The organism is Amycolatopsis pittospori, assembly GCF_013870525.1.
Classification (GTDB): Bacteria; Actinomycetota; Actinomycetes; order Mycobacteriales; family Pseudonocardiaceae; genus Amycolatopsis; species Amycolatopsis pittospori.
Map to the genome: position 1 here is coordinate 60,879 of NZ_JACBXD010000022.1, position 21,187 is coordinate 82,065.

Annotated in this window: 21 protein-coding genes; 13 read left to right on the forward strand and 8 right to left on the reverse strand. The window is 68.9% G+C overall.

Annotation, left to right across the window (positions count from 1 at the left end; all coding sequences use genetic code 11):
* The first annotated feature begins 84 nt into the window (after positions 1-84).
* Genes H5J31_RS15035 through H5J31_RS15060 form a run of 6 tightly spaced genes read left to right on the forward strand, consistent with a single transcriptional unit; the run spans position 85 to position 5,973 of the window.
* Positions 85-1,047 (forward strand): Acg family FMN-binding oxidoreductase, encoded by a 963-nt coding sequence (locus H5J31_RS15035; protein ID WP_181773178.1) that lies wholly within the window; start codon positions 85-87, stop codon positions 1,045-1,047.
* Complete coding sequence (locus H5J31_RS15040) at positions 1,044-1,856, forward strand: hypothetical protein (protein ID WP_181773179.1); 813 nt, start codon at positions 1,044-1,046, stop codon at positions 1,854-1,856. Before H5J31_RS15035 ends, H5J31_RS15040 begins: the two co-directional genes overlap by 4 nt.
* Complete coding sequence (locus H5J31_RS15045; RefSeq protein ID WP_181773180.1) at positions 1,853-2,359, forward strand: universal stress protein; 507 nt, start codon at positions 1,853-1,855, stop codon at positions 2,357-2,359. The genes H5J31_RS15040 and H5J31_RS15045 overlap by 4 nt, the downstream gene beginning before the upstream one ends.
* Positions 2,360-2,385: 26 nt before the next feature.
* A complete protein-coding gene (locus H5J31_RS15050; RefSeq protein ID WP_236005083.1) occupies positions 2,386-2,985 on the forward strand; it encodes an Rv1733c family protein in 600 nt (199 codons plus the stop codon).
* A 13-nt stretch (positions 2,986-2,998) separates the two neighbouring features.
* Positions 2,999-3,574: a CBS domain-containing protein gene (locus H5J31_RS15055; RefSeq protein WP_181773181.1), complete on the forward strand. Its 576-nt coding sequence runs from the start codon at positions 2,999-3,001 to the stop codon at positions 3,572-3,574.
* Positions 3,571-5,973, forward strand: a complete 2,403-nt coding sequence (locus H5J31_RS15060; protein ID WP_181773182.1) for a bifunctional acetate--CoA ligase family protein/GNAT family N-acetyltransferase — start codon at positions 3,571-3,573, stop codon at positions 5,971-5,973. The genes H5J31_RS15055 and H5J31_RS15060 overlap by 4 nt, the downstream gene beginning before the upstream one ends.
* Positions 5,974-6,060: 87 nt before the next feature.
* On the opposite strand, the gene H5J31_RS15065 is transcribed toward H5J31_RS15060, so the two are convergent.
* From H5J31_RS15065 to H5J31_RS15075, 3 genes are all read right to left on the reverse strand, one after another.
* The gene (locus tag H5J31_RS15065) at positions 6,061-6,645 is read right to left on the reverse strand and encodes a DoxX family membrane protein (RefSeq protein WP_181773183.1); all 585 of its coding nucleotides are present in this window, start codon (positions 6,643-6,645) and stop codon (positions 6,061-6,063) included.
* 131 nt (positions 6,646-6,776) lie between these two features.
* On the reverse strand, positions 6,777-7,418 hold the full coding sequence (locus H5J31_RS15070; protein WP_236005084.1) for a CBS domain-containing protein: 642 nt from the start codon (positions 7,416-7,418) through the stop codon (positions 6,777-6,779).
* 34 nt (positions 7,419-7,452) lie between these two features.
* Positions 7,453-8,391, reverse strand: coding sequence for a universal stress protein (locus H5J31_RS15075; protein ID WP_181773185.1), 939 nt, complete (start codon positions 8,389-8,391; stop codon positions 7,453-7,455).
* 120 nt (positions 8,392-8,511) lie between these two features.
* On the opposite strand from H5J31_RS15075, the gene H5J31_RS15080 reads away from it, so the two are divergent.
* The 4 genes from H5J31_RS15080 to H5J31_RS15095 all read left to right on the forward strand — a co-directional run bounded on the left by H5J31_RS15080 (position 8,512) and on the right by H5J31_RS15095 (position 14,098).
* On the forward strand, positions 8,512-9,639 hold the full coding sequence (locus H5J31_RS15080; RefSeq protein WP_181773186.1) for a lycopene cyclase family protein: 1,128 nt from the start codon (positions 8,512-8,514) through the stop codon (positions 9,637-9,639).
* Positions 9,636-11,297, forward strand: coding sequence for a SulP family inorganic anion transporter (locus H5J31_RS15085; protein WP_181773187.1), 1,662 nt, complete (start codon positions 9,636-9,638; stop codon positions 11,295-11,297). The genes H5J31_RS15080 and H5J31_RS15085 overlap by 4 nt, the downstream gene beginning before the upstream one ends.
* Positions 11,290-12,279: a nitroreductase family protein gene (locus H5J31_RS15090; protein WP_181773188.1), complete on the forward strand. Its 990-nt coding sequence runs from the start codon at positions 11,290-11,292 to the stop codon at positions 12,277-12,279. Before H5J31_RS15085 ends, H5J31_RS15090 begins: the two co-directional genes overlap by 8 nt.
* A gap of 97 nt (positions 12,280-12,376) precedes the next feature.
* A complete protein-coding gene (locus H5J31_RS15095) occupies positions 12,377-14,098 on the forward strand; it encodes a sensor histidine kinase (RefSeq protein WP_181773189.1) in 1,722 nt (573 codons plus the stop codon).
* On the opposite strand, the gene H5J31_RS15100 is transcribed toward H5J31_RS15095, so the two are convergent.
* On the reverse strand, positions 14,090-14,767 hold the full coding sequence (locus H5J31_RS15100) for a response regulator transcription factor (protein ID WP_181773190.1): 678 nt from the start codon (positions 14,765-14,767) through the stop codon (positions 14,090-14,092). The genes H5J31_RS15095 and H5J31_RS15100 overlap by 9 nt on opposite strands.
* A 222-nt stretch (positions 14,768-14,989) precedes the next feature.
* On the opposite strand from H5J31_RS15100, the gene H5J31_RS15105 reads away from it, so the two are divergent.
* Both H5J31_RS15105 and H5J31_RS15110 read left to right on the forward strand, forming a co-directional pair.
* Positions 14,990-15,979, forward strand: coding sequence for an Acg family FMN-binding oxidoreductase (locus tag H5J31_RS15105; RefSeq protein WP_181773191.1), 990 nt, complete (start codon positions 14,990-14,992; stop codon positions 15,977-15,979).
* 2 nt (positions 15,980-15,981) lie between these two features.
* A complete protein-coding gene (locus H5J31_RS15110; protein WP_181773192.1) occupies positions 15,982-17,355 on the forward strand; it encodes an MBL fold metallo-hydrolase RNA specificity domain-containing protein in 1,374 nt (457 codons plus the stop codon).
* Between the two features lie 16 nt (positions 17,356-17,371).
* Here the strand turns inward: H5J31_RS15110 and H5J31_RS15115 are convergent, their stop codons facing one another.
* The gene (locus H5J31_RS15115; protein WP_181773193.1) at positions 17,372-17,617 is read right to left on the reverse strand and encodes a PLDc N-terminal domain-containing protein; all 246 of its coding nucleotides are present in this window, start codon (positions 17,615-17,617) and stop codon (positions 17,372-17,374) included.
* A 131-nt stretch (positions 17,618-17,748) separates the two neighbouring features.
* On the opposite strand from H5J31_RS15115, the gene H5J31_RS15120 reads away from it, so the two are divergent.
* The gene (locus H5J31_RS15120) at positions 17,749-18,285 is read left to right on the forward strand and encodes a GNAT family N-acetyltransferase (protein ID WP_181773194.1); all 537 of its coding nucleotides are present in this window, start codon (positions 17,749-17,751) and stop codon (positions 18,283-18,285) included.
* Positions 18,286-18,463: 178 nt separating this feature from the next.
* Here H5J31_RS15120 and H5J31_RS15125 read toward each other — a convergent pair whose 3' ends face one another.
* Genes H5J31_RS15125 through H5J31_RS15135 form a run of 3 tightly spaced genes read right to left on the reverse strand, consistent with a single transcriptional unit; the run spans position 18,464 to position 21,150 of the window.
* On the reverse strand, positions 18,464-19,840 hold the full coding sequence (locus tag H5J31_RS15125) for a wax ester/triacylglycerol synthase family O-acyltransferase (RefSeq protein ID WP_181773195.1): 1,377 nt from the start codon (positions 19,838-19,840) through the stop codon (positions 18,464-18,466).
* A gap of 42 nt (positions 19,841-19,882) precedes the next feature.
* Complete coding sequence (locus H5J31_RS15130) at positions 19,883-20,113, reverse strand: SHOCT domain-containing protein (RefSeq protein WP_181773196.1); 231 nt, start codon at positions 20,111-20,113, stop codon at positions 19,883-19,885.
* Positions 20,114-20,130: 17 nt separating this feature from the next.
* On the reverse strand, positions 20,131-21,150 hold the full coding sequence (locus H5J31_RS15135) for an Acg family FMN-binding oxidoreductase (protein WP_181773197.1): 1,020 nt from the start codon (positions 21,148-21,150) through the stop codon (positions 20,131-20,133).
* Between the last annotated feature and the right edge of the window lie 37 nt (positions 21,151-21,187).

Consider the following 21,187-nt stretch of genomic DNA (forward strand, 5'->3'; position numbering starts at 1 on the left):
GTCCCGGCTCACCGGGGCCCACGGCACTCCCGGCCCAGGCGTTCGCGGAGCAGGCTGAGAGGCAACGAACAGAAGGAGCGCACCATGGTCGCCACGCGGTCACCGGTCATCAAGGCCGCGCTGGAAGCGGCCGTTCGGGCGCCCTCACCGCACAACTCGCAACCTTGGATCTTCGAGCTGGCACAGGACGTCGTCGATCTGGTCCTCGACGAGGAGCGGATTCTGGAGGTCTGCGATCCCGACGGGCGAGAAGCCCGGCTGGCCTGTGGGGCGGCGTTGTTCAACATGGAGCTCGCCATAGCCGCGGCCGGACGAGTCGCGGACGTCGAACTGGCACCGGAGCGTGACCGGCCCTCCTTGCTCGCGAGGGTGAAACCGGGGCCCCGGCATCGGCCGAGTCCGGCTGAGCGGAGGCTCGTGGCCGCGGTGCCACGGCGTTTCAGCAACCGGCGCCCGTTCACCGAGCAGGCGGTGCCGCCCGCGGTGCGGTCGGCGATGGTCCAAGCGGCGCATGAGGAAGGAGCCGGCCTCGTGCTGCTCGACGAACACGGGCTGCTGGAGCCGGTGGCGGGGCTCATCCGCCGTGCCGACCACATACAGAACCAGGACGAGGCCTTCCGGGCAGAGCTCCGCGTCTGGGCCAAGGGGCATGGCGGGGACGACGGTGTCCCGGACTTCGCGGGCGGGCCCCGGTCCGCGGGCGGTCTGCTTCCGGTCCGGCATTTCATCGGCAGCGAAGAGACCCGGGTCTTCGAACGGGACCCGCTGGTGGCGGTCCTGACGACCCCGAGTGACGGATCTCTGTCGCAGGTCCGGGCGGGCCGGGCGATGCAACGCGTCCTGCTCGCCGCCACCGGCGCCGGAATGAGCGCGTCGTTCTATTCCCAGCCGATGGAAATCCCGTCCACCCGCGGGGAACTCCGGGCACTGCTCGGAGGTGCCGATCATCCGCAGACCGTTTTCCGGCTGGGATACGGCTATCCCGGCGTCCCGACGCCGCGCCGATCGATCGACGCGGTCGTCCGGGAGAGGCGGGTATCACGATGAACGGCTCCCTGCGGACCACGGTCCCCGCGCATGTCTGGTCGACCGAGGAGAAGCGGATCCTCGTCGGGGCGGCCAGGCTCGCGGCACGGCGTTGGCTCGGCGACGAATGGATCCTTTCCCTGCAAGGCGACGCGGTGGATCTCTTCGAAAAGCCGCACGACACGCACTGGCTCCGCGATCGTGGCGGCCGTGCCCGGTTGATCGCCTGCGGGGCCGCGCTCGCCCATCTCGAGGTCACCGTCCGGGTGCTGGGCTGGTCACCCCTGGTGGATCTGTCCGCCGACGTCCACGCGCTCGATCGCGTCGCGAGCATCCGGGCGACGACCCGGACACGCCCGGATGCCGGTGATTTCGCCCGGTTCGGCGCGATGTCGGGCAGGGCGTCGAAGCCCCTTCCGTCGTCGTTGCCCGAGTGGGGCCGGAGAGCCGCGGAGGAGAACGCCTCGGGCGGAGTGCACGTCGGTTCACTGTCTCCGTGCGCAGCGCGAGCCCTGCCCAAGGTCGGCGGGCAGATCGGCCGCAAGGCGGCGCCCGACACCGAGGACCGGGCCGGAACCTGGTCGGCCTTCGTGGTCGGCAGCGAAACGGAAGCGCGTCCCCTCCTTGTCCGTGCCGGGGCGGTGGCGCAACGGTTGCGGCTCGCCGCCGCGGAATACGGATTGCGCAGCTGCACGCTGACGGAGCCCTTCGACGCGCCAGGAGTCCGTGACTCACTCGCCGGTCTCGGCGGGGCCCCGGGTCTTCCCCAACTGGTCGTCATCGTCCGGAAACACCAGACAACAACGGCAGAGAAGGGATACACGTCATGACAGACGACACCACGGAGAACCGGATCGTCGTCGGAATGGACGGTTCGGCGAGTGCGGCCGCGGCCGTTCGATGGGCGGCGGAGCAGGCGACTCGGCAAGGTGCCGTGCTGCAGGTGGTCAACGCGTGGTTCCACGACTCGATGCTGGACGACGCCTCGGCGAACCGTACGCTCGCCGAGGCGAAAGACGTCCATCTGAAGGCTCTCGAAGCCGCGACTTCGAAACTGCTCGAAGGCCACGAAGCACTTCAGGTCCGCTACGAGGTACCCGTCGGGGACCCGGGTGACGTCCTGGTCGAGCAGTCGAAGAATGCCTCCTTACTCGTTCTCGGTAGCCACGGAACGGGGAAGCTGCGAGAACTGCTCGTGGGCTCCGTGTGCAACGCGTGCCTGCACAACGCGACCTGCCCGGTCGTCGTGATCCCACCGCCCGCCCGGAAGCCGGGCAGCAGGCTGGGCCGGCTCCTGAACTCCGTTTCCTACGAACCGGGTCCGATCCTCTGAGGACGCCCTGAGCCAGGAGAGATGTCATGCGAGAGCAGCCAGGAATCGTCGCCATGATGTGGCGGCGGCTCCGCCCCGGGCGGAATCCACTGGCCCGCGGGTCCGACCGGTGCGAAGCCGCGTTCGCGATCGGAGCCGTCCTGGCCGCCTTGCTGGCGATCCCGTTCGCCGCCACTGTGGGATCGGACGTGTACGCCGGCCAGATGCTCAAGGCGGCCGAGCAGACCGTGGACCGGTATGAGACGACGGCGAGGTTGCTGGCCGACGCACCACCGGTCCGGATCCGGCTCGACGGAGTACCGATCGAGGAGACGGCGTATGTGCACGCCCACTGGACCGTGCCGGGCGGGCCGATTCGGGAGGGCGTGGTCGCCGTGGACTCCGGTGCGGTAGCGGGCAACGAAGTGCGGATCTGGCTCGATTCCGCGGGGTCGGTGGTCGATCCGCCCGTGACGCCCACCGACGCGACGAGCACGGGAATCGGTGTCGGTACTGGAATCTGGCTCGCGTTCGTGACCGTGCTGGCCGGCCTGTATCTGGGTGCGCGGGCGATGCTCGCCCGCGCGCGTAGCGCCGCTTGGGCCCGGGAGTGGCAGCGGGTCGCCAAGGACTGGACCGCTGCCTGAGAAAGGAGTTTCGATGCATGCTTCAGAGATCATGACGAGTCCGGCGGTGGCGACCACACCCGACACACCTGTCCGTGAGGCGGTCGCGTTGCTGATCGAGAAGGGGTTCGCCGGGCTTCCGGTCGTCGACCCCGAAGGCCGGGTCGTGGGGACCTTCACCGAGTTCGACGCCCTGCGCCGGGCATGGGCCGGTGGCAACGGAATCTCGGTCGGCGAGTTGATGACCACCCCGGTCGAGGTCGTCTCACCGAAGACCGACGTCGCGGAGATCGGCCGCCGAATGCTCGGTGACCGGCTCCGCTGTCTGCCGGTCGTCGAGGAAGGGGTGCTGGTCGGGGTCGTCAGCAGGCGGGACCTGCTCCGCCCTCTGGTGCGGCCGGACGACACCGTCGCCGCCCACGTCCACAACCTGCTGAGCGACTATGCCGGTCACCGTCCGAAATGGACGGTAGAGGTCGACGGTGGCTACGTCCGGATCTCCGGCGAGTACCGGGACGAGGCGGAGCGCCGCGTACTGGACGCCTTGGCCCGAACCGTGCCGGGCGTCGTCGCGGTGGTGCTGGCCGGCCGGAAGCCGGCCACGACGTGACAGCCGGGATCACGGCACTGCTGGCGGACGGGGCCATGGTCTCCGTCCGCCTGTTGTGTGAGGACGATTTCGACGCCGTCCTGGACCTGCACCGGCGGCTCGACGAGCGAGACCGCTACTTGCGGTTCTTCACGGTCCATCCGGCCGGGCTGGAGTATCTGACGCGTCTGGTGATCGAAGGTCCCGGCCTGGGGGCGTTTCGCGGTGACGAGTTGCTCGGTGTCGCCCACTATCGCGTCGGGGGTGAGGGGGACACGGCGGAAGTCGCGCTCACCGTCGACGGTGGTTCCCAGGCGCACGGCGTCGGGACCCTGCTGCTGGAGCACCTCGTCTCCCTGGCGCTCGGCAAGGGGATCCGCCGGTTCCTCGCCCTGGTGCTCGCGGAGAACAGCCGCATGGTCCGCGTGTTCACCGACCTCGGCCTGCCCTACGTCATCGGCCATACCGGTCCGGAACGCGACGTCGAGATCGAACTCGGTGAACCCGAGAGGTATCTCGCGCGCATCGAGGAGCGGGAACGGATCGCGGACGTGGCGAGCCTTCGGGCGATCTTGGAACCCGCGTCCGTCGCCGTGGTGGGCGCGGGACGCCGAGAGGATTCGGTGGGGCGCGCGGTCCTGCGCAACCTCGTCGGTTCCGGTTACCCGGGCGAACTGCACGTGGTGAACCCGAACGCCACGGAAATCCTGGGGGTCCCCGCCGTTCCGGACATCGACTCGCTGCCGGGGCCGGTGGATCTCGTCGTCATCTGCGTACCAGCCGGAGCGGTACCCGGCGTGGTCGAAGCCTGCGGCCGTCACGGCGTTCGAGCGATCGTCCTCGTCACCGCCGGGCTGACCGGCACACCACTCGGCGAAACGGTTCGCGCGAGCGTGCGGCGTCACGGAATACGGCTGGTCGGACCGAACTGCTTCGGCGTGGCCAACACCGCGCCTTCGGTGCGTTTCGATACGACGTTCGCGCACGGAGTGGCGCCGCGGGGCAGGATCGGTGTCGTGACCCAGTCCGGCGGATTCGGCATAGCCCTGCTGGATTCGTTGTCCGCACTGGGCCTCGGTGTGTCCACCCTGGTCTCCACCGGGGACAAGTACGACGTCAGCGGAAACGACCTCCTGCGCTGGTGGCGCCGGGACGAGAACACCGACATCGCCGTGCTGTACCTGGAATCATTCGGCAACCCACAGAAGTTCGGCAGAGTGGCTCGGGCACTCGCACGGGAGAAACCGGTGGTGGCCATTCGTGGTGCCGGTACGGCGGCCGCCCAGCGGGCCGCCGCCGCCCATACGTCGGCGCGAGCCGTACCGGCCGCCACGAAGCTGGCGTTGTTCGGCCAGGCCGGGGTGCTCGTCGTGGATTCCGTGACCGAAGTGGTCGGGCTCCTCGCGGCTCTGTCCTGGCAGCCTCTCCCCGCGAGTGGGCGGGTCGTCGTGGTGAGCAACGCGGGTGGCGCCGCGGTACTCGGCGCCGAAGCATGTGCCCGTCACGGTCTGGTGTCCGCTGAGCTGGGCACGGACACCGTGGCCGGACTGCGTCGCCTGCTCCCCGAGCACGCGACCGTGGGGAATCCGGTCGACACGAGTGCCGCCGTCACCGCGGAGACGTTCGCCGCTTGCGTTTCGGCCGTGCTCGCGGACGACGCCGTCGACGCCGTGATCGCCGCCGGCGTGCCGACCGGCGTGGGAGATCCGCTCGCCGCGCTCGAACCGTCAGGACAGGGGAAGCCTGTTCTCGCCGTACGTCTCGGTCAGCTGGAATCCGTGACCGCGCACGCGGGTATACCTTGCTATGGCGACGTCGAAGAGGCGGCGGTGATCATGGCGAAGCTGGCTGCCCGCGCACAATGGCTGAAGACGGTCGAAGGCGCGGTTCCCGATCTGGACGGCATCGACCTGGTGACGGCAGCCCATCTCGTCGACGAGTTCCTCGTTGCCCATCCCGATGGTGGTTGGCTGTCCCGAAAGGACAGTGAGGATTTCGTCGGCTGCTTCGGCGTCCGGAGCACCGGACGCCGGTTCGGTGACCGTGAACTCATCGTGCGCGCCCAGATCGACGAGACGTTCGGCCCGGTGATCGTGCTCGGTCTCGGCGGCCTGGACGAGGCGCTGCTCGACGATCGCGTCACCGCGCTCTGCCCGCTCACGACCGCCGGTGTGGACGGCCTGATGGACGGTCTGCGGTCGGCTCACCTGCTCTTCGGTGACGGCGAAGGCTCTGTCGACAAGGCCGCGGTGCGGGATCTTCTGCTCCGGGTGGGCCGGATGGTGGAGTCGTTGCCCGAGATCGTGGACGTCGACCTCGATCCGGTGCTGGCCTCTTCCGAAGGCGCGGCGGTGGGGGCGGCCCGGGTGCTCGTCCGACGTCGGCCGCACAGCGATCCTTACCTTCGGGCCCTGTGCTGAACCTTCCCGCACCGTACGTCCGTGAAGGCCTCCTTGAGGGACTCTGGGTCCCTCAAGGAGGCCTTCACGGACTTGGGTCCGGTCGTGTCAGCGAAGCCAGCGGTTGTGGTCGACGAAAGGCATACGGGACCAGAGATTTCCCAGCCCCCAGGTGGCCCCGGCCGCCGTCGCGGCGAGCGCGATCAGGACGAGTGCGTAGACGAGGTGGTAGTCGATGACGGGGTTGGTCGACATCGTCGGTTCGCCCGCGGCGGTGGTACGGGAAAGCGGCCACTCGGCCACCCACATCAGCAGCATCATCACGGTTCCGGCGATGGCGGAAAGCCGCAGGGCGATCCCCAGGGTCACGGCGATGCCGATGCCGAGCAGACCGGCCATGAACAGCCAGTCCGCCCACCAGGTGCCGCCCCAGGAGCGCAGCGTCTCGGCGAACGGTCCGACGTCGACGCGGCTGAGGAAACCCTTCGTCGGCGAGCCGCCGTTGATCCAGGCGTTGCCGGACGAGGTCGCGTAGCCGAAACCGAAGGTCTTGTCGGCGAAAGCCCACAGGAACAACAACCCGGTCGCGATCCGGAGCACCGCGAGACTCTTGGCGCCCGCGCTCTGTCCAGTGTGGACGTTCAGGTCGCCGGCGGGAACGGTGTGGCGGTGGCCGCTGTCGGTGGTGGCCATGGAATTCTCCTCGTATTCGGCCTTGATGGTCGAATCCAGTCTGTTACGGAGTGGTGCGCGGCTCTGGGGTCGAAAGGCCCGGGTCGGCGAGGCCATCGTCATGCGCCGCGGCGAAGCCGGTGTGCCGAGCGTCAGATGCCGAGCGCGGCGGGGCGGATCGTTTCGTCGTCCCAGACGAAGTCGAGCCGGTTCCGCACCTCGACCACGCCGGCGACGTCCGCGACGAGCGCACCGGCTCGTTCGACGGCACCGCGGTTGTCGAGCCTGCCGAGCAGGGTGACGACGCCGTCTTGGACGGTCACGGACGCCTGACCCGGTGCCACCCAGAGGATGCCGGCGAGGACGTCGCGCTCGATGTCGTGGCGGATCTCCTCATCCGGACGTTGGAAGTTCGAGAGCAGATCCCGCCGCGAGACGACTCCGGTCAGCTTGCCGTCTTCGACGACGAACAGCCGCCGGACGCCCTTGCGGGCGAGCAAGGTCGCCGCCGCTTCGACGGATTCCGCGCCGCCGACGGTCAGGACCGGTTCGGTCATCAGGTCCTTCGCGAGAAGCCCGGTCGCCTTTCGGACCTCGTCCTTGGCGTGGCGGCCGGAGACGAAGGAGGCCCGGGGCCGACGGAACCGTGCGAGAAGGTCGGCCTCGGATACGACACCGATCGGGACACCGGCCTCGTCGACGATGGGGATCGCGCTGATGCGATGCAGCGCCATCAGGCCGGCGAGCCGCTTGTAGGTCGTGTCCGGCGTGACCGCGATCGGACTGTCGGTCATGACTTGGGAAACGGTCGTGCGCATGGCCCTTCCTCTACTTTCCGGGTGCCGCGGTGCGGGCGATCAAGACCGGGCAGGCGGCGTGGTGCAGCAGGGCCTGTCCGGTCGAACCGAGGAGGAGGCCGCGAAATCCGCCCCGTCCCCGGCTTCCGACGATGATCAGCTGAGCCTTGACGCTCCAGCGGAGCAGTTCCTGGCGCGGGTCGTCGCGAACGGCGACCTGCTGGACCTTGACGTCCGGATGGCTGTCGCGGAACTTCGCGAGTTGTCCGGTCACCATGGTCCGCGCGGACTCGGCGACGAGTTCCCACTCGTAGTGGCCGAGGGAGTCTCCGAAGGATCGCGAGCCGCCGACCTCTCCCCAAGCGTGGACGGCGATCAGTTCGGCGTCGCGGGCGCTCGCTTCGGCGAAGGCGGCCGCGATGGCGAGGTCGCTGGTGGAACCGCCGTCGACGCCGACCACGACCGGCCGGTTCCGAGCGTCGGGCAGATCCCAGGTGCGGCCGCGGACCGAGACGACCGGGCACCGCGCATGGGCCGCCAGAGGAGTCGTCACCGAGCCTCCGAACAACGCTGTGAGGCGGTTGTGCTCGGTAGAGCCGAGGACGATCATCCTGGCTTCACGGGAGACTTCGAGCAGTGCGAGGGCGGGGGAGTCGTCGGAGATCCTGGTTTCGACCCCGGACACGGCGACGTGTTCGGCGATCTCGGTCATCTCGCGTGCGAGGGATTCGCCGCGGACGCGTACTTTGCGAAGGAGTTCCTCGGTCGGCGGGACGATCGGGCCCGCGTAGAAGTCGGGAATCGCCAACGCGTGCAGGAGAACCAGAGGCGCACCGTGTCGCGCCGCGGCCTGCGCGCTCCAGACGGTGGCCGCCTTGGAACCGGCGGATCCGTCGACGCCGACCACGATCGGTCCGGCCGACGGCAGGGGGCGGTCGATGATCGGATCCTTCCGTTCCTCACGGCTCATGCCGCAAAGCTAAGGCCCTGGAGGCGGGCTACGCCGGTGTCGTAGGTCCCGGATTCGCGGGACCCCAGGCGCGCCACTGGGCCCTATCGGGCGTACCTCGCGGAGCTGTGGACTCGATCGATGAGGATCCTCATCGCCGGCGGAGGGCTCAGCGGGCTCAGCCTCGCGGCACACCTCGCCGCCCGGACGGAACCGCTCGGGCCGATCACCGTCGTCGACGACGACGGCGGCCGGCCGATCGCACAGGCCGGCTGGGCTTCCTGGTCGGACCGACCAGGCCTGCTCGACACGGCCGTTTCCCGCACGTTCGATCGATTCCGGGTCCACGCGGGCGGCCGCGAGCGGATCGTCGATCTCGGCGCCTATCGCTACCGCTTCGTACGGGGTGACGACTTCGCCGCAGCGGTCACCCGAATGACGTCAAGGCATGGCGGAGTTACATTCCACAGTGGACAGATTAGCGAGATCAGGCCGGCGGGCGAAGGTGCGGAAGTCCTTGTGGACGGCGAGGCGATGTACGCGGATTGGGTGTTCGACAGTGTGCTCGGACCCGAACCGCCCAGGGCCGACGCTTGGCTGACCTTCCGCGGCTGGCACGTGCGCACCGCCGCCCCGGCGTTCGACCCGGCGATCCCGACGTTCTTCGACTTCCGCACCTCGCAGCGCCGGGCGGCGAGCTTCCTCTACGTTCTTCCGCGAGGTCCTCAGGAGGCATTGGTGGAGCACACTTCCTTCGCGCCGGCCCGAACTCGCGGCGTGGCCGAGGTGAAGGCACAGAGAGACGCGCTCGGTGAATACGTCTCCGAGGTTCTCGGCCTCCGGGAATGCACCGTCGGACGGGAAGAATCCGGGTCGCTGCCCTTGTCCACCCACCCCGTGGACCGTGGACGAGGTCCGGTCCTCGCCATCGGCACGAAGGCGGGAATGGTCAAGGCCTCGACCGGATACGCCTTCGAGCGGATCCAAACCGACAGCGCGGCGATCGCGAGATCTCTCGCCCTTCGAGGACATCCCTTCGACCTGCCGAAGCCACCGCACCGGTACCGCGTGTTCGACGCCGCGCTGCTCGACGTGATCACCAGGGATCCGGCTCAGCTGGAACGAATCTTCGCGGCGTTGTTCGATCGTTCCTCGGCCGAACCGGTGCTGCGGTTCCTCGACGAGACGAGTTCGGTCGTGCAGGAAGGAAGGCTCCTTTCCGGCCTGCCGCCCTCGCTGTATCGCGCCGTGGCCAGGAGACACCGATGAAGCCGTCATCCTGCCGCTATCGGAGGTCGTGGTCGAGAAGCGATCTGCTGGCCGGGGTCACCGTCGCGGCGTACCTGGTCCCTCAGGTGATGGCCTACGCCGAGGTGGCGGGGCTGCCGCCCGAGGCAGGGCTGTGGGCGACGATCGGCCCGCTCGCGGTTTACGCGTTCCTGGGCTCGTCGAAGCTCCTGTCGGTGGGGCCGGAGTCGACCACGGCCCTGATGACGGCCGTGGCCTTGGGACCGCTCGCGGCCGGGGATCCACTGCGCTACGGCGTCCTGGCGGCGACGCTCGCGCTGCTCGTCGGCGGACTGTGCCTGCTCGGCGGACTCGCGAAGCTCGGTGTCCTGGCGGATCTGCTGTCCAAACCCGTGCTGACCGGGTACATGGCCGGCATCGCGGTCCTGATGATGGTGGGCCAACTGGGCAAGATGACCGGAGTCACCGTCACCGGCGACGGTGTCGTCGCGGAACTGGCCTCATTCCTGGAGAACGTCGGCAAGTTGCACTGGCCCACGCTTCTGGTGAGTGCACTGGTGCTGGTGTCCCTGCTGGTTCTTCAGCGATGGATACCCCGGTTTCCCGGTCCGCTGGCCGCGATCCTGCTCGCCGCCGGCGTGGTCGCCACGTTCTCCCTGACCGGTCACGGAATCGAAGTGGTGGGCGCGGTCGATGCCGGCTTGCCCGTACCTGGTGTTCCCGCCGTCTCCGGCTCGGATCTGCCCGACCTGTTGCTACCCGCCGTCGGCATCGCGATCGTGGGGTTCTCCGACAACGTCCTGACCGCGCGGGCCTTCGCGGGCAAGCACGGGGATCGGGTCGACGCGGACCGGGAGCTTCGCGCGCTCGCCGCGTCGAACGTCACCTCCGGCCTGCTGCACGGCTTCCCGGTCAGTTCGAGCGGGAGCAGGACCGCGCTGGCGATGGCGATGGGGGCCCGGACACAGCTGTACTCGATCACCGCGTTGGGGACGGTGCTCGCCACGGTCTTCTTCGCCGGCCCGGTACTGGCCGCGTTCCCCAAGGCCGCGCTGGGAGGGATCGTCGTGTTCGCCGCGCTCAAACTGATCGAGGTCGGCGAGTTCAGGCGGATCGCCCGCTTCCGGCGCAGCGAGTTCGTGCTGGCGGCGTCGACCTGCGTGGCCGTCCTGGCACTCGATGTCCTTTACGGAGTCCTCGCCGCCGTCGGATTGTCCATTCTGGACCTTCTGCGAAGGCTGGCGAGACCGCACGGTGCCGTCCTCGGCTTCGTTCCCGGCGTGCCGGGTATGCACGACGTCGACGACTATCCGGAGTCGACCACCGAACCGGGGCTGGTCATCTACCGCTACGACGCGCCTCTGTGTTTCGCCAACGCGGACGACTTCCGGCGGCGCGCGCTCCAGTCCCTCGACGGGAACGAGCCGGTCGAGTGGTTCGTCCTGAACGCCGAGGCCAACGTCGAACTCGACATCACCGCCGCCGACGCGCTCCGCGGCCTCTTCACGGAATTGCGAGGACGCGGGATCACCTTCGCGATGGCCCGGGTCAAGCAGGAACTCCGCGATGACCTCGCCGCCGCGGGTCTGCTCGAACTCATCGAGGAGCGACGTCTTTACCCGACCTTGCCCAGCGTGGTCGAGGCCTTCCGTGCGAAGGGGGAGTCCGCCGATGCGTGACGCGAATGAACGAGAGTGGTCCGCCGGCGAGGTGGAGGTCCTGGCCAGGGCAGTGGTCCGCGCGCCGTCCGTGCACAACAGCCAGCCCTGGTCACTGGCGCTGCCGGAGCGGCGGGCCGAGCTCAGCGAACGTGCGGACCTCGCCCTGCCCCGACAGGATCCACGCGGCGCCGACAGACTCTTGTCCTGCGGCGCCGCGCTCGCCAATCTCGTCCTGGCCGTCCGCGTCCTCGGGTGGCATGCCGACGTCACGATCCCCGGCGGTGAGGCCCCGCTCGTCGCGATCGCGGCCGCGGCCGGCCGCGAACAGCCTTCGGACCACGAGCTGCACGCCTACGCCGCGATCTCCCGGCGACGAAGCCATCGCAGGTCCTTCTCGCCGCTCCCGGTGGCCCCAGTGGCGTTGTCGCGGATCATCGATCCGATGCCCGAGGGGGTCTTCTGTCATCTGGTCGGACCCGAGGACACGGATGAGTTCGCCGATCTTCTCGAAACGGCCGCCAAAGTGATCAAGGGCGACGCCGGGCTCCAGGCGGAGCTCGCCGCATGGACCTCGGCTTGGCGTACCGACGGCGTCGGTGATGGTTTGGTGGCACCGGGGTACGAGAAGGCAGGTCTTCCCTGGGCCGGCCTGGTGCGGGAGACGAGCGTGATCCCCGATACCGGCACACTGGCGTCCAGGCTGGCGCAGGAGACGCTCCTGATCTTCTGCGCCGAGGACAGCCGTGCCGGGCACGTGTCGGCCGGTGTGGCGATGGAGCACGCCTGGCTCGCCGCGGTCGACGAGGGCTTGGCGGCGTCGGTGTTGTCCCAGCCGCTGCACGTCCTGGACGTCCGGGCTCGCCTGGCAGGCGCTCTGTCCTTGCCGGCCCCACCTCAGTTGATCATGCGACTGGGCTATCCGGACGGTTCGGTTCGGCGAAGTGCGCGCCGCCCTGCCGGGGACTTGCTGCGGCGTCCGGATCGCGGCCGGGTGTTCTGAGGAGCGGGCCTTGGCAGAACCGATCAATGGTGAAACGCTGAAGGCTTCAGGGACGACGAACACCCGTCATCACTGATCGTGGGAGAGGAGCCCCTCGATGCCGTCGGAGCGTCAAGCGGCCGAGGAGGCGCCGCTGAGCCCGGCGGTTCTGAACGGTCTGCGGCTCGACGAATTGCTGCACGAGGTCCAGGAGCGGCTGTCGGAGATCGTCAAGACCCGTGACCGGCTCCAGGGCCTGCTCGACGCGGTCCTGGCCGTGGCCACCGGCCTCGAACTCGACTCGACGCTGCAGCGGATCGTTCAAGCCGCGGTCGAGCTGGTCGACGCACGGTACGGCGCCCTCGGCGTTCTCGGTGACGAAGAAGGACTCTCACAGTTCGTCCACGAGGGAATCGACCCGGAAACCCGTTCGAAGATGGGCCATCTGCCGGAGGGCCGGGGCCTGCTGGGGCTGTTGATCGAAGAACCCCACCCCGTCCGGCTGCCCGACCTGTCGGTACATCCCGCGTCCGTGGGGTTCCCGGCGAACCATCCGCCGATGCACAGTTTCCTCGGCGTCCCGGTCCGTGTCCGGGACGAGGTCTTCGGCAACCTGTACATGACCGAGAAGGTGGGAGCGGCCGAGTTCACCGCCGATGACGAAGTCGTCCTCCAGGCCTTGGCCGCCGCGGCGGGAGTCGCGATCGACAATGCCCGCTTGTTCGAGCGATCTCGTACTCGGGAGCGGTGGCTGGAAGCGGTCGCCGAGGTCAACGGGGAACTGCTCGGTGGCGCCTCGGTCACCGACACGCTGAACCTGATCGTGGGTCGCGTCCGTGAACTCTCCGCCGCCCACGGCGTGATGATCCTGCTGGCGGACGGTGGCGGCGATGCGTTCACGGTGAGTGTCGCGGCAGGCGAGGCCGCGAGCAGGCTGGCCGGAGTGTCCATCCCGAGCGGGCACCCGGTGATCGACGAGGTGGTCACCTCCGGACAGCCGAGCGTCACGGCGGATCTGGGCGTCGTGAACCGGTCGGAGGACGAACCGGTGTTCCACGGATTCGGCTCGACGGTAGTGGTCCCGCTGAACAGCGCGGCCGGTGTCGGCGGGGTTCTCGTGGCCGGACGAGAGAAGGGTGCGCCGCTCTACCGGCAGGACCAGATCCCGATGCTGTCCTCGTTCGCCGACCAGGCCGCGGTCGCGCTCGAGTTCGCCGAGAAGCAGCGCACCCAGCGGTTGCTGGATGTGCTGGCCGATCGGGACCGGATCGCTCAGGACCTGCACGACCACGTGATCCAGCGGATGTTCGCCACGGGAATGAGCCTGCAGAGCATCGTGCCGAGGGTGCCCGACGAACACGCCCGTAACCGGGTGATCCAGGCGGTGGAACAGCTGGACCGGACGGTCCGGGAGATCAGGACGTCGATCTTCGACCTGCACACCTCCGGTTCGGACGCGTCCAAGAGCCTGCGCCGCCGCTTGCTCGACACGATCACGGAGCTGACCACCGAGGGCACCGTGACGCCGTCGGTCCGGATCGCCGGCGCCGTCGACACACTTGTGCCCGCGGAGCTGCACGAACACGCGGAAGCGGTGGTGCGGGAGGCGCTCAGCAACGCCATCCGGCATTCCGGGGCCGACGAGATCACGGTGGCGGTGGAGGCGAACCGAGAGCTGGTCATCGAGGTGACCGACAACGGGATCGGCATCCCCGAGAAGGGACGGCGCAGCGGCCTGGCGAACCTCGCGCAGCGTGCGCAGCGTTGTAACGGCACCATGGAGTTCACGCGGCGGGACGGCGGCGGGACCAGGCTGGTCTGGCAGGCTCCCTTACCGTGACTCCGCGTCCTGGTCACCGAACATCTGCGGGACGGCGTCTCGTTTGAGCTCGGTCGCCAGGACCGCCGCCTGGGTTCGGCGCTGGATACCGAGTTTGGCGAGGAGCCGGGAGACGTAGTTCTTCACCGTCTTCTCCGCCAAGAACATCCGCTCACCGATCTCCCGATTGGTGAGGCCTTCGCCGATCAGCTCGAAGACGGTGCGTTCCTGCTCGGACAGACCGGCCGTCGGGTCGCTCTGGTTGCGCTCACGCCGGATCCGGTTCATCAAGGCGGCCGTGGTGCGGCTGTCGAGCAGCGACCCACCACCGGCGATGGTGCGGATCGCCGACACCAGGTCGTTCCCGAGTACCTGTTTGAGCACGAAACCCGAGGCGCCCGCCATGATCGCGGTGAACAGCGCTTCGTCGTCGGCGTAGGACGTCAGCATCAGGCAGCGCAGATCGGTCTGCTTGGACAGCAACTCGCGGCAGAGTTCGATACCGGTGCCATCGGGCAGGCGTACGTCCAGCACGGCGATGTCCGGAGCACTTTGCGGGATACGGGCCAGCGCCTCGGAGACCGACGCGGCTTCCCCCGCGATCTCGATGTCGGGCTCGTTCCCGAGCAGATCCGCCAGACCACGCCGGACGATCTCGTGATCGTCGACGAGGAACACCTTCGTCGTCATTCGGGTCCTCCCACCGCAGGGTCCTGGCCGCGAAATCGACCGTACTCGGGTGATCAGCGGAAAACATCCGCCTGGACGTCCCCACGAGCCGGGACCTTCGGCTCTATCGGGCCGCGGGCCGGGCATTTGGTCCCGGCTATCGGTGCCTTCCGCACCTGCTCGGGCACCGTGGCTCTGCAGCACCGTGGAGCCGGCGAACCGACCAAAAGGGAACGAGGAACCATGGCCGAGGGGTGGACCAAGGCGGAAGCCGAGGTGCTGGCGAGAACGCTGCTGCGGGCACCGTCGGTACACAACATCCAGCCGTGGCGACTGGACTTCGACGGCGACCGGCTCCTGCTGCGCGAGCGGCGAGACCTGGCCTTGCCCGAGCACGATCCGGCCGGCCGGGACAGGCTCATGTCGTGCGGTGCCGCCCTCGCCAACATCGAGCTCGCCGTCCGGGTGCTCGGCTACAGCGGCAGGACCGAGATGTTGCCCGACGCCGACGGCTCGGATGTCGTGGCCGTGATCGAGGCGAGAGAGCGGTCAGCTCCTTCTGACGTGGAGTTGCACCGGTACTCGGCCATCGCGCGACGCGCCAGCTACCGTCGTCGGTTCTCGGGACGGACGGTGTCGCGCCTCGAGATCGGCGATCTGATGTCCGTGGCGGCCGAGAACGGGATCACGGCGCGGCCGGTCCAGGACGAACTGGAGCTGTCGCAGCTGGCGGATCTGCTGGAGTTCGCCGCGGAGGCATACCAGCACGATCAGGCCTACCAGCGCGAGCTGGCCCTGTGGACGATCCGAGACGAAGGATCCCATCGCCACGGCGTCGGCCTGGCAGCGAGCCTGACCCCGCCGGGGACCCTGCCGTGGGCCGGACTTGTCAGGGCTTCCACCGCGATCCCCGATCGCCGCGTCCTGCAACGGCGTCTGACCGAGGAAACCCTGCTCGTGTTCCTCACCCTCGACGACAGCAGGCACGACCACCTGCGGGCAGGACGGGCCCTCCAGTACACCTGGCTCGACGCCGTCGACGCCGGACTCGCCGGATCGGTCCTCACCCAGCCGCTTCACCTGCCCGAGGTGCGCTCCGCCCTGTGCGAAGACCTGGAGCTCGCCGGATTCCCCCAGGCCATCATGCGATTCGGGTATCCCGACGGTCCGATGCCGCTCAGCCCGCGGCGTGCGCTCGACGAAGTCCTCGGATCCCCGACGAGAACGGAGTAATCGTGACCGTGGCCCTGACCTTCCATGGCGGCGCCGGGACGGTGACCGGAAGCAAATACCTGGTCGAGACGCCGGACTCCCGGGTCCTGGTCGACTGCGGTCTGTTCCAGGGACTCACCGCGTTGCGGCGCCGTAATTGGGCACCGCTCCCACCCGCGCTCGCCGAACTCGACGCGGTGGTGATCACCCACGCGCATCTGGACCACTGCGGATATCTCCCGGTGCTCGTGCGAGCGGGTTGGCGCGGTCCGGTGTACGTGACCCCCGGGACGGCCGAGCTCGTACCGATCGTCCTCGAGGACAGCGCGCATCTGATGACCGAGGACGCGGTGCACGCCAACAAGTACGGCTGGTCGAAACACCATCCGGCTCTGCCGCTGTACGACGCCGGCGACGCGAAGAAGGCGATCGGCCTGTTGGAGAAGCTCGACTTCGACACCGAAACCGAGATCGCGGCCGGGGTGACTCTCGACTTCGGCCGGGCCGGGCACATTCTCGGTTCGTCGTGGGCTCACCTGCGGTCGGATGCCCGGGACGTCGTCTTCAGCGGCGACCTCGGCCGCCCCGGACACAGCCTGCTTCGGCCGCCCTCACCGAGGCCTGCCTGCGACGCGCTGGTGATGGAGACGACCTACGGCACCCGGCTTCACCACGACGAAGGCGCTCTGGACCGGTTCGGCGAAGTCATCCGCCGGACGGCCCGGCGCGGAGGCAGCGTGCTCATCCCGGCGTTCGCGGTAGACCGGACCGAGGTCGTGCTGGCCGCGCTGGCGAAGTTGCGGAGTTCGCACGCGATTCCCGATCTGCCGGTCTACGTCGACAGTCCGATGGCTCTGGCCGCGCTGAAGGTGTACCGCGACGCGCTCCGGTCGAAGTGGCCGGAGATCCGGCCGGAGGCCGCCGGGCACGATCCCCTCACACCGCGTTCGCTCACCGAATTGCGGACGGTGGAGGAATCCATGCGGGTCAACGCCCCGCGAATGCCGTCGATCATCATTTCCGCCTCGGGAATGGCCACGGGCGGACGGGTCCTGCACCATCTCGAACACCTGTTGCCCGACCATCGGCATACCGTCCTCATCGTCGGCTACGCCGCGGCGGGCACCCGTGCCCGGCAGCTCGCGTCCGGGGCACGGCAGATCAAGATCCATGGCCGCTACGTCACCGTCCGTGCCGATGTCACCCAGCTGGATGCCTTCAGCGCCCACGCCGACGCCGACGAACTGGTCGCCTGGGCCACGGCCGGCCCCCAGCCCGGAAGCACGTATCTCGTCCATGGCGAACCCGAGGCCGCGGAGGCGGTCGCCGAACGGCTTCGCGACGAATATGACTGGCAGGCCGTCGTTCCTCGTGAGCGGGAACGGGTACTGATCTGATCGTCGGGGCGGGCGGTCACGGCGTTTCGGCGGAGTGGCCTGCCGGATCCACCGGCCGCCTGCCCCAGGTGAAGTAGGCGATGGGGCCGGCGAAGTTGATCGCGATGATGAGCGCCCACCTTCGTTTGGAACCGCGGATCTCGGCGGCGGGCCGCACCGCGAGGTCGGACCACGCGACGGCGGCCAGGGTGATCTGCATCCCGGCCAGGAATCCGAGGACGCCCGGATTGGGCTTCCGCTGGGTGCCGGATCGCTCTTTCATGGACTGCTCCTTCGGCTTGGTGGTCGTTCGAGCGTCGCTCACGGTTTCGCGTCGAACGAGGGTCGTAGGTCCCTGCGAGGCGAACTGTTCGGCCTCAGTGGGATCCGGGATCCCGGTTCTACGCTGCTCCGATGGACGGAGATACCGGTGTCACGCGGGTCGAACTCCGTGACGGACGTACTGTCAGTGTCGACCGGCTGGGGCCGGGCGACGCCGCCGCGCTGGGCAAGGCGATCTCCGAGGCGGACAGGGAAACGCTGTACCGCAGGTTCTGCGGTGCGCCGCCGAGGGTGACGCCACGCCTGCTGGCATACCTGACCGAACTCGACTTCGAGCGCCGCTACGCGCTCGTCGCCCGTGACGACACCGGAGAAGGGGTGGCGATCGCGAGGTACGAGGCGACACAGGAGGAAGGCGTCGCCGAGATCGCGGTCGTGGTCCTGCCCGGATGGCGGCGTGCCGGATTGGCGTCGGCTCTCGTTCGCATGCTCGGCGAAGCCGCACTGAGACACGGGTTCGACCGGTTCACGGCCACCTATCTCGCGGACAACCGGCCGGTCGCGGAACTTCTCGAAGAGGCGGGCGCGCGGCAGGTGATCGCGTCAGGAATCGCGAACGCGTCCGTGAGTCTCACCCTCGAACCTCCCCGTGAATCGCGGGAGGGCTGAAGGTCCCGCCCGCCGGTTACCAACGACGCTCCCCGCGAACCGCGGTTCTTCCTAACGTTCGAGGCAACATCGGATATCTGATGTCCTACGCGCTGTGCCCGGTGGTCGTGGCCCGTCCGGCGGAGGACGGGAAGCGGTGATCGGTGGCCCGAGCCCGCCGCCGTGGGCCGAAGGGCCATCAGGGCCGGGATTCGCGGGCGAGACGGAGCAAGGCCTCGAGGTCGTGCTCGATGGCCTTGGCGAAGAAGCCGGCCTCCGGTGAACTGGCGAAGTCCAGTGTCACCCCGAAGGTCACCTTGTCCTGATAGGACAGTACGGCGATCCCGGACCTGAGCCGCATCGCGATCGGCACGTACGGATACAGCTCCAGCACCTCGCGGCCGAGCAGGCGCAGTGGTTCCGCCGGTCCGGGAACATTGGTGGTGACGGTGACGACGTTGTGCTGGGGCAGGTTCGCGGCCAGGCGGATCGCCCAGGCGACCGGCGCGAACGGCGTGTGTTCGCCGGCGCCGGTCAGTGCGGCACCCGCCTCCGCCTCCTTGCCGGCCTTCAGGTCGGCGAGCCGTCGATGGACCGCGAGCAGTCTGCCCGTGGGATCCGGGACGTCGACGGGGAGCAGCGGCAACATCAGCGAAACCCGGTTGTCCAGAGTCTCCAGGTCGCCGCGAACCGAGACCGGAACGAGGGTGCGTACCGAGTCCGGCAGTGGCTTTTCTCCCCGGCGCAGCAGCACGTCGCGGAACGCGCTGGTGATCGAGGCGAGCACCACGTCGTTCATGGTCACGTCGAACGCGGCACGGATCTCGCCGATCTCGGCCAGGGAGGTGCGAGCCACCTCGTAGCGCCGTCCGGGCCCGACCGGACCCGACAAGGAAGACCGTGCGGCGGGAACGAGGGCCGCGGCGAGCGCGGTCAGTCCCTTGGCGGTGTCGGCGATCAGGCGGGCCGCGCGGTTCGGAGACAGCACCAGCCCGCCGACACCGCGAAGCAGGTCCACGGGAAGTGAGACGATTCCGCGCGACGCGTCCAGTAACAAGGCCGCAGTGCCGGGATCGCGCACCGGTTCCGTCGGGATGTTCGGCGGGCTCTCCGCCGAGAACATCAATTTCAGCAAAGCGTTCCCCGCGACACCGTCGGCGAGACAGTGGTGCAGTTTCGACAGCACGGCCCAGCGACCGCCGGCGAGTCCTTCGATGACCCAGAACTCCCACAGCGGATGCTCGCGGTCGAGGCGTTCGGCCATCAGGAGCGCCACCAGTTCGCAGAGCGCGTTCTCGTCGCCCGGCACGGGGACCGAGACCCGGTGGAAATGTCTCGAAGCGTCGAACCGGTCGTCGTCGACCCACACCGGTGGGCCGAGGTCGAGGGGAACCCGGTGCACCTTCTGCCGGTAGCGGGGGACCATCGGCAGCTTCGAGGTGATCAGCTCGACGAAATCCCCCTTCGGCGGCGCCGGCCCTTCGAGTATCGCGACCGAGGCTATCGAGAGGGTGACGTCGGAATCGCCGTCTTCGAGTTCGAGGAAAGCGGCGTCCAGCGGACTCAGCCTGTCCATTGTGGACTCCTGTCGGCGTCGGAACCTCGGGACCCGCTGGGATCAGGTTCTGAGCGCGGCGCGGCGCGCCTCGAATTCGTCCTTGTCGATCTCCCCACGAGCGAACCTTTCGTTGAGGATCCGGATGGCCTGGTCGTGACTCTCCGGCGGCCGCGCGGCGCGGCGCGGGAGGATCACCGACACGGTGATGAGCCCGCCGACGAGCACGAGCACGGTGATGAGCAGCAGCAGCATGCCGATCCAGCCGCCGTCCGCGTAGTGCGAGTACCGCATGTCCGCTCCTCTGGTGTTCAGTGGCTTTGGTAGCGCACGGGATCGGTGATGGGCTTCCCCAGTTCCCCCAGGACTTCCGCCGTGTTCCGGCGAGGTGTCGCGGGCAGGGGATCCGCGTTGACCGGCGCCCAGCCCGTCCGGAGCACCATCTGCGGGAACGTCCCGCCGGTGACGAGATCACGGACCTTGTCGCGGGTGCCGGCGAGTTCCAGCGGTTCGGTGAGCGGAGACGTCGCGAGGCCCAGACTCGTCGCGGTGAGCAGGACCGCGCTCGTCGCCTCACCCGCACGGAGCCTGGACATCACATCGTCCGACGCGGTGCTCAATACGAGCAGGACGGTCTCGTCGTCCTCACCGGTCGCGCCTTCCGTCTGGGCGAGCCGGGGCTCGGCGAACGCGCGCGCGGGCAGGGCGCCGGGGGTGTCGTCCTGTGCGGGCGCGTTCGCCGAGGGGACACCGTCCGGAGAGACGTGACGTCCGCTCCAGGCGGCGAGTTCGGTGCGGTAGACAGGGTCCTCGGAATGCAGCCAGGCGGCTTCCTTGATGGCGCCGGCGAGGTGATAGCGGGCGGAGTCGAGGGCCGGGCGCAGGATGGCGCCCTCGTCGGCGGCGCGGCGTGCCAGCACCTCGATATGCCCCTGGGGGACGCTCCAGGAACTGTGCCTGCGCCTGTCGGTCCGACGGCGGGGGATGGCCGCGGCCAGCTCGATGTCCTCCAGCGTCGGCTGATGGCGGTGAAGTTCGATGGCGGCGAGGTGATCCGGCTCCGCCGGATTGGGCAGACGGTGCACCTCGGCACGCCAGCCCAAGGCGGCGAACCCGATCCGGAGGTGGTGTAGGGCCGCGCCGCAGCTGAGCATCAGGTCCCGGCCGTCCGGGTCGGTGCCGGCGAGCCGCCGGGTGCGATCCGCGTAGAGGTGGACCGTGCGGTCCCCGGTTCGCCATTGCCAGGGCTGGGAATTGTGCACCGAAGGCGCGCGGACGGCCAGCGCCACCGCGGATTCGACGGTGAAGTCGTCGGGAAGGCCGTGGTCCATCGGAAACCTGCCTCTGAGAAGGGGAAAGGGGTCGAGG